Source organism: Candidatus Clostridium eludens (assembly GCF_045310515.1).
Taxonomy (GTDB): Bacteria; Bacillota; Clostridia; order Clostridiales; family Clostridiaceae; genus Clostridium_B; species Clostridium_B eludens.
Genome location: NZ_JBJHZX010000019.1, coordinates 16,210 through 30,198, shown reverse-complemented (window position 1 = coordinate 30,198; position 13,989 = coordinate 16,210). Strand labels below are relative to the sequence as shown.

13 protein-coding genes are annotated in these 13,989 nt (G+C 33.4%); all 13 read left to right on the top strand.

The window, feature by feature from the left end; genetic code table 11:
* Positions 1–56: 56 nt before the first annotated feature.
* The 13 genes from preA (at position 57) to ACJDU8_RS13415 (ending at position 13,950) form a co-directional block, all read left to right on the top strand.
* Positions 57–1,262 carry an NAD-dependent dihydropyrimidine dehydrogenase subunit PreA gene (preA, locus tag ACJDU8_RS13475; RefSeq protein WP_406792671.1) on the top strand — a complete coding sequence of 402 codons (1,206 nt, stop codon included), beginning with the start codon at positions 57–59 and terminating at the stop codon, positions 1,260–1,262.
* Positions 1,263–1,571: 309 nt separating this feature from the next.
* Entirely contained in the window at positions 1,572–2,159 is a 588-nt protein-coding gene (locus ACJDU8_RS13470) for a protein kinase (protein ID WP_406792670.1), read from the top strand.
* A 119-nt stretch (positions 2,160–2,278) separates the two neighbouring features.
* On the top strand, positions 2,279–3,112 hold the full coding sequence (locus ACJDU8_RS13465) for a 5'-methylthioadenosine/S-adenosylhomocysteine nucleosidase family protein (RefSeq protein WP_406792669.1): 834 nt from the start codon (positions 2,279–2,281) through the stop codon (positions 3,110–3,112).
* Entirely contained in the window at positions 3,078–4,091 is a 1,014-nt protein-coding gene (locus ACJDU8_RS13460) for an SPL family radical SAM protein (RefSeq protein WP_406792668.1), read from the top strand. The genes ACJDU8_RS13465 and ACJDU8_RS13460 overlap by 35 nt, the downstream gene beginning before the upstream one ends.
* 23 nt (positions 4,092–4,114) lie before the next feature.
* Positions 4,115–4,810, top strand: coding sequence for an SDR family oxidoreductase (locus ACJDU8_RS13455; RefSeq protein ID WP_406792667.1), 696 nt, complete (start codon positions 4,115–4,117; stop codon positions 4,808–4,810).
* Positions 4,811–4,944: 134 nt separating this feature from the next.
* Complete coding sequence (locus ACJDU8_RS13450; protein WP_406792666.1) at positions 4,945–5,316, top strand: four-helix bundle copper-binding protein; 372 nt, start codon at positions 4,945–4,947, stop codon at positions 5,314–5,316.
* A gap of 147 nt (positions 5,317–5,463) precedes the next feature.
* Positions 5,464–6,456 carry an ABC transporter substrate-binding protein gene (locus ACJDU8_RS13445; RefSeq protein WP_406792665.1) on the top strand — a complete coding sequence of 331 codons (993 nt, stop codon included), beginning with the start codon at positions 5,464–5,466 and terminating at the stop codon, positions 6,454–6,456.
* Positions 6,419–7,162, top strand: a complete 744-nt coding sequence (locus tag ACJDU8_RS13440; RefSeq protein WP_406792664.1) for an ABC transporter permease — start codon at positions 6,419–6,421, stop codon at positions 7,160–7,162. The genes ACJDU8_RS13445 and ACJDU8_RS13440 overlap by 38 nt, the downstream gene beginning before the upstream one ends.
* A gap of 112 nt (positions 7,163–7,274) precedes the next feature.
* Entirely contained in the window at positions 7,275–7,889 is a 615-nt protein-coding gene (locus tag ACJDU8_RS13435; protein WP_406792663.1) for an ATP-binding cassette domain-containing protein, read from the top strand.
* 231 nt (positions 7,890–8,120) lie between these two features.
* Entirely contained in the window at positions 8,121–9,404 is a 1,284-nt protein-coding gene (locus ACJDU8_RS13430; RefSeq protein ID WP_406792662.1) for an MFS transporter, read from the top strand.
* Between the two features lie 201 nt (positions 9,405–9,605).
* Positions 9,606–11,513, top strand: a complete 1,908-nt coding sequence (locus ACJDU8_RS13425; RefSeq protein ID WP_406792661.1) for an acyl-CoA dehydrogenase family protein — start codon at positions 9,606–9,608, stop codon at positions 11,511–11,513.
* A 294-nt stretch (positions 11,514–11,807) separates the two neighbouring features.
* Complete coding sequence (locus ACJDU8_RS13420) at positions 11,808–13,007, top strand: FprA family A-type flavoprotein (RefSeq protein WP_406792660.1); 1,200 nt, start codon at positions 11,808–11,810, stop codon at positions 13,005–13,007.
* A gap of 190 nt (positions 13,008–13,197) precedes the next feature.
* A complete protein-coding gene (locus tag ACJDU8_RS13415) occupies positions 13,198–13,950 on the top strand; it encodes a hypothetical protein (protein WP_406792659.1) in 753 nt (250 codons plus the stop codon).
* The last annotated feature ends 39 nt before the right edge of the window (positions 13,951–13,989 follow it).

The window sequence follows — 13,989 nt, the reverse complement described above, 5'->3', positions numbered from 1 at the left end:
CCTGAACCTAAGAATCACTTGATATAAAAAAGCATTTAGAACAGGAGGTTAAATAAATGAAAAATCTTTCAATAGAATTTTTTGGTATAGAATGTGAAAATCCATTTTTCTTATCCTCCTCTGTAGTAGGTAATAATTTTGAGATGTGTTCCAAGGCACTGGATATGGGATGGGCAGGTGTAGTATTTAAAACTATCGGATTTTATGTTCCAAATGAAGTATCTCCAAGATTTGATGTAATAGGTAAGGAAAATGTATCTTTTGTAGGTTTTAGAAATTTAGAGCAAATTTCAGATCATCCTTTAGAAGAAAATTTGGAGCATATGAGAAAATTGAAAGAAAAATATCCCCAAAAAGTTTTGGTTGCATCCATTATGGGAGAAACTGAAGAGGAGTGGGCTAAATTAGCAGAGATGGTTACCCAAATAGGAGCAGATATAATTGAATGCAATTTTTCCTGTCCCCAAATGTCTTCACAGTCTATGGGAGCGGATGTAGGGCAGAGCCCTGAACTTGTGGAAAATTATTGTAGGGCAGTGAGAAAGGGAAGTTCCTTACCTATACTTGCCAAGATGACACCCAATCTTTCGGATATGGTGGTACCTGCAGCTGCTTCTATACGTGGAGGGGCCGATGGAATAGCTGCTATTAATACCATAAAGAGTATAACCAGGATAGATTTAAATAAATTTTCCCCTTATCCTATAATAGGGGGAAAATCCTCAGTATCTGGATATTCAGGGAAAGCTATAAAGCCTATAGCTCTTAGGTTTATACAGGATTTAGCTAAAAGTCCTGAGTTAAAGGGCATTCCTATAAGTGGTATGGGTGGAATAGAAACCTGGGAAGATGCAGTAGAGTTTATACTTTTAGGTGCTTCTAATATTCAGGTTACTACTGCAATTATGCAGTACGGATATAGAATAATAAAGGATCTAATTAGTGGGCTGTCCTATTATATGGAAGAAAAGGGTTTTGACGCATTGAAGGACTTAGTTGGATTTGCACTTAAAAATGTGGTTTCTGCAGAAGAGTTAGACAGAAGTTATATAGTGCATCCTGAATTTAGAAATTACAACTGTGTAGGCTGCGGCAGGTGCTATATATCCTGTTATGATGGAGGCCATCAGGCTATAAAATGGGACTACGAAAATAGGAAACCTTCATTATTAAAAAATAAATGTGTAGGATGTCATCTATGTTTAAATATATGTCCAGTGGAAGATATAGTATCCGGGGAGAAAAGTAAAAAGGTCATGTAATTCAGAAAAACAAAGCTGTAATAATGCAGTTTTGTTTTTATTTAAAAAGGGGACGTCCTTCACTTGTTATTTATTTTCAGATACTTAGGCATCTTCAAATAAATAACTAGCCAGTATGGCAGCCTATTTTACATAATGCTGCGTCAGCAGAACCCTATGATAGCACCACTATCAAAGGAACCTGCTTCCTTGTCTTATGTAAAATAATCTTACCATCCTTCACTTGTTATTTATTTTCAGATACCTTATCAAATTAGCATAGGAACTTTCATACAATAATAGTAACAGTAATATGGAAAGGTATAGGTTATGAGCAGGAGGGATGGATATTATATAGAACTTGACGAAATAGCTGAAAGTATGTTAAGAAAAGGGAACTTTTTGGGGTGCGGACATAACGGCATAGTATATTTACTGGAAGATAATAAAGTGATTAAAATATTTAAGAACAAAAATATTTGTAAAAATGAGTACGACCTATTGAAGAAAACTGTGGGAAGTAGATATTTTCCTAAAGTATATTTCCATGGACCCTATTATATTGTAAGAGATTATGCAAGTGGAAAGAGACTTGATCATTACATTAAAAAAAGTGGCATAAATAAACAGATATGTGGCGAAATCATTAAATTAATTATGGAATTTGAAAAACTTAATTTTAATAAACTGGATATACGGTGTAAGGATTTATATTTAAGCAGTGATTTTTCTATAAAAGTTATAGATCCCAGAAATAATTACTCTAGATGCGGCAGCTACCCGAGGCACCTTATGAAAGGATTAAATAAATTGGGAGTGTTAGATGAATTTTTAGAAATGGTAAAAAAAGAATACAATGAAGTGTATAAAGATTGGAACTTTAAAATCAAAAGATACCTATATAGAGGAATCAAGTAGTGTTATAGAAGTGCTGGATATAATTTCTTTACCCATATTGTATATTTAAGGTATAATTATTTGGAAACATGTAAATTTACAATACAAATGAAATTACAATGGGAGGATAAAAGGAAAATATGGTTTTCATAGTAACAGCATTATATTGTGAAGCAAAGCCATTTATAGATGGCTTTGCTTTAAAAAAATATAGTTCTATAAATAAAGTTCAAGTTTTTAAAAATGAAGAAATTGTTCTTGTCATAACAAAGGGTGGAGCTATAAACACAGCTTGTTCATGTATACATGTTATTGATAAGTTTGAAGCTAATGCTTATGATACTTTTATAAACATAGGTATATGCGGTAGTAAATATAAATCCGTTGAAATTGGCACAGCAGTGCTTTGTAATAAAATAACTGAAAATACATCAGATAAGGATTTTTACCCTGACATGGTTTTTAAGCATCCTTTTAGAGAAGGGCATTTGGAGAGTTTCCCTAAAATAGTTAAAGAGCATGATTTTAAGAATATACAGGGACATTTTGTAGATATGGAAGGGGCTGCTTTTTTCCAGGCAGTATCTATGTTTATACCTCCCCATAGAATACATTGTTTGAAAGTAGTATCTGATTATTTAAATAGCAATAGTTTAACTGCATCCCAGGTTACAGATTTAATTTATGGAAATTCAGAGGAAATATGCAGGTGGATACTGGACATTTGCCATCAGTATGCAAAGCCTTTTGATATACTTGATGAGAAGGATATGGATTATATAAATGAGATAATAACTAATTTAAATTTATCTGTTTCTATGCAGCATAAGTTTAAAGCACTGGCAAAAGGATATAAGCTGAGGAATGATAATTTAATACTGGCTCTTGAGCCTTTTACTCAAATTTGCTGTAAAACTAAAGGTGAAAGGAAGATGTATTTTGAAAGACTTGTATGGCAGCTGCAATTCATGTAGTTTTTCCCATATTTATGTGGAAGAAAGGGCCATTGAAAATGAGAATACCAAGCATATATTATCTAACTTTAAAAATTCTAGTATAATAAAAATACGTCACTATAAGGATGTATTTTCAAGACATAATCAGAATTTCGTACTCCAAAAGAAGAGTCCAAAACTCATATTAGCCTGTAAGGATGGAAATCTAATTTATAAAGGAGCTGATGTGTGTGAAAGCTTTGGAAATGAACATTTTTATTATACCTCTTCTATGATGAATTGTCTTTATAATTGTGAATATTGTTATCTTCAGGGTATGTATTCCTCTGCTAATATAGTGATATTTGTTAATTTAAATGATATTTTTTATAATTTACAACATATTTTAAAAAAGCATCCTGTATATCTTTGTATATCCTATGATACAGATCTTTTAGCTTTTGAAAATATAACGGGTTTTACTAGAAAGTGGATAGAATTTGCATCTCTTTATCCTCATTTAAAAATAGAAATTAGAACTAAAAGTTGCAATTTTAAAAGCATAGAAGATATAGTGCCACAGGATAATGTTATACTAGCATGGACTCTTTCTCCGGAAGAGATTGCCAGAAAATATGAAGCAAATACTCCAAGTTTAAGTTCTAGATTAAATAGTGTAAAAGATGCCCTGGATAAAGGATGGAAAGTAAGGATTTGTTTTGATCCTATTCTTTATATACACAGCTGGGAGGAGCAATATAAAAAGTGTGTAGAAGATACTTTTAAAGTTATTTCAAAAAGTAATATTGAAGATGTGAGTATCGGGGTATTTAGAATTGCAAAGGATTATTTAAAAAGAATGGTAAAAAATAATCCGCGGTCTGTTTTACTGTCATATCCCTTTAAGACCATAAATGGGGTATGCACTTATTCGCTAGAACACCATCAGTCTATGGTAGAATTTATATATAATATGATATGTGATCATGTTGAAGAAAAAAAGATATTTGTGCAATAGCTTAATACGTAAGAAGGTGAAATATGAAGACTGCAATTGTAACAGGTGCCTCTTCGGGAATAGGGCTTGAAATTTCAAAAAGACTTTTACAAATGAACTACAAAGTCTATGGCTTTGGCAGAGATTTTTCTAAAGTGAACCTTTATGATAATAATTTTGTTGAAGAAATTTGTGATATTACAGATATAGATGTACTTTTTAAAAAAGTAGACAAAATTAAAAGGGAAGAGCAGGTACATTTATTAGTGAATAATGCAGGAGTAGGATATTTTGGTCCTCATGAAGAATTGAATCCTAAAAAAATACATTTAATGGTTTCAACTAATCTGGAAATACCTATGGTACTTTGCAATATACTTCTAAGAGATTTAAAGAAAAATAAGGGTATGATTATAAACATATCCTCAGTTACTGCAAAGTATATAAGTACCTATGGCTGTGCTTATTCTGCCACAAAAGCAGGACTAACTCATTTTTCTGAAAGTCTTTTTTCAGAAGTTAGAAAAACTGGAGTTAGGGTAGTTTCCATTCATCCAGATATGACAAAGAGTAATTTTTATAGAAATGCAAATTTTTGTGAGGATGATAGTGAAAGTGACTTTTATATAAGTTCTGAAACTGTAGCGGATGTAGTAAAATCAATATTACTGCAGGATTCCAGTATAGCCATAACAGATATTACTATAAGACCCCAAAAGCATAGAATAAAGAGAAAGTGATATTCACTACACAACCACGGCAACAACATTATATTCTTTAAGTTGTTTCCGTGGTTGAATTATTATAATAATTCATACCATAAAGGAGATAATATAATTTTGTAGTAGTAATATTATTTTAGGAGGAAAAAATTATGCCAGTAACGATGAATATGCCAGCAGTATCACTTCTGTCAAGAGGACATGCAGATCAAGTATGTATAGATGTATGTGCAAAATGTGCTCAAATATGTGAGGAGTGCTTTAATCTTTGTTTACAAGAAGCTGATGTAAAAGCAAGAATGAATTGTATAAAGACTCTTCAGGACTGTGCTGAAATTTGTTCAACAGCAGTATGTTATATGTCTAGAGAAAGCGGAAATGTAAAGGATATATGTAATCTTTGTGCTGCTATTTGTGATAGGTGTGCTTTAGAATGTGATATGTTTAAAGAGCAGCATTGTCAAGCTTGTGCAGAAACTTGTAGAATTTGTGCTGATGAATGCAGGAGAATGGCAAGTATGTAATAATTGATAAAGCAGTTTGAGTGTGAAGCATTTGAGCTGCTTTTTAGAAAACGGGATTATGTTGTAATTATTCTACTGACTAATCTATAAAATAGCCAATTAATAGTGTATAATTTAAATTAATTATTTTATAGGGGAGGTATTTTTATGAAAAGAAAAATGAGTATGGTAATATCAGTATTAATATTTGCAATTTCTATTTTGTTTGTTACTAGTTGTTCTAATAATTCGAGCACTAGTGAAAGTAAAAAGGAAAAGATTAAAATAGCAGCGTTGAAAGGACCTACCGGCATGGGTATGGCAAAGCTTATGGAGGATAAAACTAACTATGACATTACTGTATATGATTCTCCAGATGAAATAGTATCCAAAATTGTAAATGGACAATTAGATGGTGCCGCTATTCCCTCTAACTTAGCATCAATATTGTATAATAAGACAAAAGGACAAGTTAAGTTAGTAGGTATAAATACTTTAGGTATTTTATATATTGTGGAAAATGGAAATACGGTAAAAGATATAAAGGATTTAAAGGGTAAAACTATTTATTCCAGTGGAAAGGGTTCCACCCCTGAATTTGTATTAAACTACATATTAAAGAAAAATGGATTAGATCCTGATAAGGATGTAACAGTGGATTATAAAATGACTCATAATGACCTGGCTGCAGCAGTAGCGGCTAAAAAAGTTAATTTGGCAGTACTGCCAGAACCTTTTGTAACTACTACCAAAATGAAAGACAGTGACTTACAAATACCTATAGATTTGACAAAAGAATGGGATAAGGCATCCCAGGGACAGAGTAAGCTGATAATGGGGACTTTAGTATTTAGAAAATCTTTTATAGACAGCAGGTCTCAAGATTTGGATAATTTCTTGAATAAGTATAAACAATCTGTAGATTTTGTAAATAGTAATAAAGTAGAGGCAGGAAAGCTTATAGAAAAGTATGGTATAATTCCTAAAGCTAAAGTAGCAGAAGAGGCAATTCCAAAGTGTAATATAGTTTTTATTAGTGCTAAAGAAGGTAAATCTTCTCTGGAAAAGTTTTATGAAATTTTAAAGGAGAATGATGCAAAATCTATTGGGGGAAAAATACCAGATGAAAATTTCTATTACAATGGAAAGACGAATAATTAAAAGAATAGCCATATTAGTATTCTGGCTATTCATCTGGGAGATATGTTCTCTTCTTATAAATGAAGAGCTTTTTTTACCTTCTCCCTTTAAAGTATTCAAGTCCCTTGTAACTCTTATGGGAGAACTTTATTTTTGGAAAAGTGTTTTTAGTAGTATAGCCAGGGTAATTGTTGGAATTTTATTGTCTGTATTTATAGGCATCTTACTAGGGTTAATTGCAGGGCTTAATAAATTTATAGAGGAGTTTTTAGAACCTATGGTAGTCACTGTAAAAGCTACTCCGGTGGTATCTATAATTATTATAGCCCTAGTATGGTTTAATTCATCCAATGTGGTTATTTTTACAGCTATACTCATATGTTTTCCAATAATATATACTAATGTGCTTCAGGGAATACGTAGTGTAGATAGAAGCCTGATACAAATGGCTAATGTGTATAAAGTACAAGGTAAATATATATTGAAAGATATATATTTACCTTGTATAAAAAACTATATTGTATCTGGAATACTTATGTGTATGGGAATCGGATGGAAGGTCTCAGTGGCCTCAGAAGTATTGAGTGTTCCAAGGTATTCTATAGGATTAAATCTCTTAAATGCTAAAACAACTCTGGAAACAGCAGAATTATTTGCATGGACTATTGTGGTGGTTATTTTAAGCTTTATATTTGAGAGAGTATTTAGGTATTATTTGCAGAAATAGTTACTAAAGTAATGTACAATTCACGATTCACAGTTCACAATTAAGGTACTGGAAGATGGAGCCTAAAAGATGTCTTGAAGCAAAATAATTTATAGGTAAAGGTGACAGAAATATGGTAACAGAATATGAACATAATTATGAGGTAATAATTAAAAATCTGAATAAGTCCTATGAAGGAACCCCAATTTTTTCTGATTTAAGTATGAATTTTATAATGGGCAAAATTACAGCTGTTCTGGGGCCGTCGGGCTGTGGAAAAACTACACTTTTGAATATTATAAGTGGTATTGAAACAAATTATAGTGGAGAAGTTATTTTAAAAAGCAAGAATATATCTTATGTGTTTCAAGAAGATAGACTTATTCCACACCTTACAGTGTATGAAAATGTTGCATTTGTATTAAAGTCTACTATGAGTAAGATAAATATGGATATAACTGCAAATGGATTTTTGGATATGGTGGAACTGTTGGAATATAAAGATAAGCTCCCTGATAAATTAAGCGGGGGAATGAAAAGAAGGGTTGCTTTTGCAAGGGCTGCTGCATATAAAAGCAATCTAATTTTAATGGATGAGCCTTTTAAGGGTCTGGACGAGAGGCTAAAGAAAAGCATAATAAAAAAATTTTTAGTTCACCAGAGAGAAACAGGTAGAACTGTTATATTAGTAACCCATGATAAAATTGAGGCAGAAATCATGGGAGATATAATTTATTCTTTAAATTAGTCTGATGGGAATATAATCGGATTTGTGTAATAACAAAATCTACTCACAATTTTACGATAGAGAGGTGACGATATGTTATGTCATTTGGTAATTAATTTAGATGATTATCTCTGTACAAGATCTAATATTGGACGAAACTTGTATAGAGATAAATAGTTACGCTGCATAAAATCGTCCACATTGGATTTTGTACTTATAAATTATCTAGAATAACTTATAAGGAGAAAACCAATGATAGATAATAAGTTTAGAAATTTCATATTATTTTGGCTAAGCCAATCAGTATCACAACTAGGAACCTCTATGACTAGTTTTGCTTTGCTTATATGGGCATATAAGCAAACCAGTTCTGTAATGTCAGTGTCTTTAATGACATTTTTTTCATACTTACCATACGTCATTGTCAGTGTTTTTGCAGGAGTATTTATCGACAATCATAAGAAGAAAAAGATTATGCTGTGGTCAGATTCCATAGCAACTATATGTTCTACGATTGTTTGGGTATTGCTTTTTACGGGAAAATTAAAAATTAATTATATTTATATTATAAATAGCATTAATGGATTTGTGAATGCTTTTCAATCACCATCATTAACAGTAGCAATTGGAATTATGGTTCCAAAAGATAAGTATTCAAAAGCAAGTGGTATGAATTCATTTGCCAATTCTTTAATCACTATAGTTGCTCCAATGCTTGCAGCATTTATAAGTTCTTTTTGGGGACTGCCAAGTATAATTCTTATTGATTTGGCTACTTTTGTTTTCGCATTTGTTGTTTTACTATTTTGCATTTCTATTCCAGAACAATTAGAGAAAAAAATGAATAATAATTATAATATTTTTTATGCTTGTAAAGAGGGAGTAGAATTTATCCTTAAACATAAAGGAATATGGTACATTTTTATGAGTATGGCATCTATGAACTTATTTTCACATTTAACATATGAAAATATTTTATCTCCTATGATATTAGCACGAAGTGGCGGTAATGACAATGTACTTGGAATTGTTAGTGGCGTACTTGGTATAGGAGGAATCGTAGGAGGCTTGATTGTTTCATTTGTAAAGCTGCCCAATGATAATTTGAAATTAATGTATTTTTCGGCGGCATTTTCATTTGCTTTTGGGGATTTATTAATGGGATTGGGTCAAAATAGTTATATTTGGTGCTTAGCTGCAATTGCAGCCAGTATACCCATGCCATTTATTAATGCAGGGCAAAATGTCATTATGTATAATATAATTCCTACAGAAATGCAAGGTAGAGTATTTGCTGTAAGAAATGCTGTTCAATATTGTACTATACCTATTGCCATATTATTAGGTGGAGCTTCAGCTGATTATATATTTGAACCATTTATGCTTTCAGATAATAAGTGTGCATTATTATTACGAAAAATTGTAGGTACAGGTGCAGGAAGTGGGATGGCAGTTATGTTTTTGTGTACAGGTATATTGGGATTTTTAACAAGTGTTTTGTGGTATCAAAATAAGAACATCAGAAAATTGATGTAGGGTTTAAGCATAATTTTTATCCTAAGACTAAAACGTTACTATATTATAATACTCCTAAATTTGTTGTAAAACTTTTTAAGGTTCTAATGAAAACTTTTGAAAGATATAATAAATTTATGAGGTTAATATATACATTAAATAAATATATTTAAAAATATGGTTTATAGTGTAAAATATATTAATTAATTAGGAGGAAAATATATGCTTTTTAAGACTAAGTTACAACACGAAAATTTCAGGAAAAAAATCAGACAATTTGCTGAAGAGGAAGTTAAACCTATTGCATTTATGTTGGATCAGGAGAATAAATTTCCCTCGGAGGCTGTTCATAAATTGACTGCCATGGGAATGATGGGGATTCCATATCCCAAAGAGTATGGCGGGGCTGATTTGGGTATAATCACCTATGCCATTGCTGTTGAGGAATTATCAAGAGTGGACGGTGGTACAGGCGTAATTCTTTCTGCCCACACATCTTTGGGGACATATCCAATTGCTGCCTACGGAACTGATGAGCAGAAGCAGAAATATTTAGTTCCCATGGCAAAGGGAGAAAAACTTGGTGCATTTGGTCTTACAGAGGAAAATGCCGGTAGTGACGCCGGAGGCACGGAGAGTACTGCTGTTCTAGAAGGTGATTATTATATTTTAAATGGTGAAAAGATTTTTATCACCAACGGAGGAGAGGCTGATATTTACGTTGTTTTTGCAGTTACTACACCCAATATAGGTACTGGTGGTATCAGTGCATTTATTGTGGAGAAGGGATGGGAAGGCTTTAGTTTCGGAAAACATTATGACAAGATGGGCATTCGTTCTTCTGCCACTGCAGAGTTGATTTTCAACGACGTGAAAGTCCCTAAGGAAAATCTATTAGGTAACGAGGGGGATGGTTTTAAGATTGCCATGTCCACATTGGATGGTGGTCGTATTGGCATTGCAGCTCAGGCTCTTGGCATTGCACAGGGGGCTTATGAGCATGCACTGGAGTATTCAAAAGAAAGAATCCAATTTGGCAAACCTATCTGCCGGCAGCAGATTATAGCATTTAAGTTGGCTGATATGGCCACAAAGCTTAGGGCAGCCAGGTTACTTGTTTACAGCGCAGCAGAGATGAAAGAAAATCATGAGCATTACAGTATGGAGGCAGCTATGGCAAAACAATATGCCTCAGATGTTTGTCTTGAGATTGTAAGCGATGCTCTTCAAATATTTGGTGGAAGCGGTTATCTGAAAGGTATGGAAGTTGAGCGTGCTTACAGAGATGCTAAGATTTGTACAATATATGAGGGAACTAATGAAATCCAGCGTGTGGTTATATCTTCTCACATTATTGGTAAGATGCCAAAGACTCAGCGGGTAGATAAAGTTTCTCAGAATGAACCTGCCACAGGTTATCGTAAGAAAGTGATTTTTAAAAAAGAAACTTCTGAAGAAAAAGTTGATGCTCTTGTAAAAGCTCTTAAGGCAGATGGCTATGATTTCACAGTTGGAATAGCTTTGGATACCCCTATCAGCAAGGCTGAAAGGGTAGTTAGTGCAGGCTTGGGTATAGGAAAAAAAGAAAATATGAAGCTTATAGAAAATTTAGCGGTTCAAGCTGGTGCTGCTGTGGGTTCCTCGCGCCCCGTAGCTGAAACACTTAAATATTTACCTTTAGATCGTTATGTTGGTATGTCGGGTCAAAAATTCAATGGAAATCTTTACATTGCCTGTGGTATTTCAGGGGCGGGCCAGCATTTGAAAGGTATAAAAGATGCTGCTACAATTGTTGCCATAAACATTGATCCTAATGCTAAAATTTTCAAGAATGCAGACTATGGTATAGTTGGTGATCTGATGGAAATATTACCATTGTTCACTGCTGCTTTAGACAATGGACAACCGAAAAAACAGGCACTACCAATGAAAAAGATGAAGAGAGCCATTCCAAAGAAAGTTGTTCCGACTTGGAGACATTATGTCTGCAACGGGTGCGGTTATGAATATGACCCTGGAGTAGGTGATAGGGAAGGAGAAGCACTTCCAGGCACACTTTTTGAAGAATTGCCTGCAGAGTGGACTTGTCCTCTTTGTGGTGAAGAAAAAAATATGTTTATAGAAGTGTGACATTTATCCGAACACTACCATTGCTAATACTCCCATCGCACTCTGTGAAAGCGATTCACACAAAATTAAAAATTTTGGTTCTCTGCTTTTCTATCAAAGTGGGAGATAAGCACTGCTACGCGCCTGGATAAGTTCTTCTCCTAAAGGATAACGTATTCTAAGTGCTAAAGACACTAAGAATACTGTTAATAAGGTTCAGATGGAGATAAGTATTTGTCTATAGCAAACTCCACCTGAACCTAAGAATCATTTGCTCCCAATAATATATTTTTAGCGTAAAGGAGGATTAAATCTATGTATTGTGTTAGAAAAATTGATGAGGACCTTTATTGGGTTGGTGGTAATGATCGCCGCCTTGCTCTCTTTGAAAACATTCATCCCATTCCACGTGGTGTTTCCTATAACTCTTATCTGCTTTTAGATGAAAATACAGTACTTTTTGATACAGTGGACTGGTCAGTTTGTCGTCAGTTTCTTGAGAATATTAAAGCGGTTCTAGGACATAGGACCTTAGATTATATGGTGATCAATCATGTGGAGCCGGATCATGCAGCGTGTATTGAAGAGATTATTCTTCGCTATCCAGATGTAAAGATTATATGTACTGAAAAAGCTTTCATGTTCATGAATCAGTTTGGTTTCCACATCCATGAGCAAACAATAAAAGTCAAAGAAGGGGATACTATGTCCTTTGGAAAACATGAGGTTATATTTGTGTATGCCCCAATGGTACACTGGCCGGAAGCTATGGTGACATATGATACTGTAAGTGGTGTGCTGTTTTCTGCTGATGCTTTCGGATCTTTTGGTGCCCTGGATGGTAAGTTGTTTAATGATGAGGTGAATTTTGACCGCTGCTGGATTGATGATGCCAGAAGATATTATACAAATATTGTAGGTAAGTATGGTCCTCATGTTCAAGCTCTGCTGAAGAAGGCCAGCAGTATCAATATTAAAATTATATGTCCTCTGCATGGACCGGTGTGGCGTAATGATTTTGGATACTTGCTTGATAAATATGACAAGTGGAGTCGTTATGAGCCCGAGGAAAAGGGTGTAATGATTGTCTATGCCACAATGTATGGTAATACAGAGGCTGCTGCTAATAATTTAGCCACAAGGTTAGTGGAAAAGGGAATGACCAATGTAGTTATGTATGATGTTTCAAAAACTCATGTTTCCTATTTAATTTCTGAGACATTCAAATATAGTCATGTAGTTCTTGCTTGTGTAACTTATAACTTGAAGATTTATCCACCTATGTTGGGATATATAATGGATATGAAGGCATTAAATCTTCAAAAACGTACTTTTGCTCTCATAGAAAATGGTTCATGGGCTCCTCAATCTGGCAAATTAATGCGTGAACTTTTGGATGAGATGAAAGAAATGACTATTTTAAACAATGAAATCTCATTGAACTCTGTGATGAAAGAAAATGATGCCAGTTCAATGGATGATCTTGCCGACAGCATTATCCAGTCAATGAGGTGATTTTAGAAAAAATATAAATCCAGTACCCATTCATGAACAGAATTTATGAGTGGGTTCTTTTTTTACAATTTATCCCTTGCTTTTGCTTGACAAGTTACATAGTGTATGATGACAATTAATGTAACAAAGTATAAATAATAAACATAATTTACAGTGAATAGCTTTATTGATTAAAGTCAAAGGAGGACATATGGATAATAACCAAAATTCAATTAGTATAAACTATTATGTTAATGGTTTAAAGTATAATCACTGGGAAATTATTGAGGATAATTGTTCAAGTCATTTTATTGATGATGGCTCTTTGGATTGTTCGGATGAAAGATATTCAGATAATAACTGCTCACATGTATATGGCAGAAACAATTACAAATCTAAATATAATTTCTGTAATATTTGTTCTCCCGGGCCCGCTGGAGTAAGTGGGTGTAAATATTGTACAGCAGGATTAAGAGCTGTTTTAGGATATTTAAAAAATGTTGGAGCAACAGATATAATAGTTGAAACAATAGCCTCTCAGCCAGCTGTAAACAATCAGAGTGTAATTAGATTTTATCCTGATGCAAATAATGTATATACGGCAAAATTAGTACAATTTTCTAATGGAGAAATTGTGTCTATTTGTCAAATTGAATTGATACAAAGTACTTTTTTAATTGATAGTTCTTCTGATTTTATGCGGAGTACTCTAAAGGCTGCATTAGATACAACTGTTTCTGAAATTCCAAAGGGATGTAAACAATGTTGTCAGGAACAATTAAGAACACTTTTTGCAAGCAATATAGGAAATGCAGTTTCTAATATAGATACAAGTAGAAATAATGTAATTTCAGGTCAGGGTAACATAGTTAGGGCAACAGGTGCAAGTACAGCAGTAATTAGTTTACCAGGGAACGATGGAGCTGCTGTGAACTTATACTTTGTATCTTCCGTGAGTTTCTGAATTGTGGGTATTTTATAATTGATTAACTCAGCATAAAGT

Bases quoted from the DNA above. Each gene is read 5' to 3' on its own strand.
- ACJDU8_RS13465 (WP_406792669.1), top strand. From the start codon at position 2,279: ATGGTTTTCATAGTAACAGCATTATATTGTGAAGCAAAGCCATTTATA.
- ACJDU8_RS13435 (WP_406792663.1), top strand. From the start codon at position 7,275: ATGGTAACAGAATATGAACATAATTATGAGGTAATAATTAAAAATCTG.
- preA (WP_406792671.1), top strand. From the start codon at position 57: ATGAAAAATCTTTCAATAGAATTTTTTGGTATAGAATGTGAAAATCCA.
- ACJDU8_RS13445 (WP_406792665.1), top strand. From the start codon at position 5,464: ATGAAAAGAAAAATGAGTATGGTAATATCAGTATTAATATTTGCAATT.
- ACJDU8_RS13415 (WP_406792659.1), top strand. From the start codon at position 13,198: ATGGATAATAACCAAAATTCAATTAGTATAAACTATTATGTTAATGGT.
- ACJDU8_RS13425 (WP_406792661.1), top strand. From the start codon at position 9,606: ATGCTTTTTAAGACTAAGTTACAACACGAAAATTTCAGGAAAAAAATC.
- ACJDU8_RS13455 (WP_406792667.1), top strand. From the start codon at position 4,115: ATGAAGACTGCAATTGTAACAGGTGCCTCTTCGGGAATAGGGCTTGAA.
- ACJDU8_RS13420 (WP_406792660.1), top strand. From the start codon at position 11,808: ATGTATTGTGTTAGAAAAATTGATGAGGACCTTTATTGGGTTGGTGGT.
- ACJDU8_RS13470 (WP_406792670.1), top strand. From the start codon at position 1,572: ATGAGCAGGAGGGATGGATATTATATAGAACTTGACGAAATAGCTGAA.
- ACJDU8_RS13440 (WP_406792664.1), top strand. From the start codon at position 6,419: ATGAAAATTTCTATTACAATGGAAAGACGAATAATTAAAAGAATAGCC.
- ACJDU8_RS13450 (WP_406792666.1), top strand. From the start codon at position 4,945: ATGCCAGTAACGATGAATATGCCAGCAGTATCACTTCTGTCAAGAGGA.
- ACJDU8_RS13430 (WP_406792662.1), top strand. From the start codon at position 8,121: ATGATAGATAATAAGTTTAGAAATTTCATATTATTTTGGCTAAGCCAA.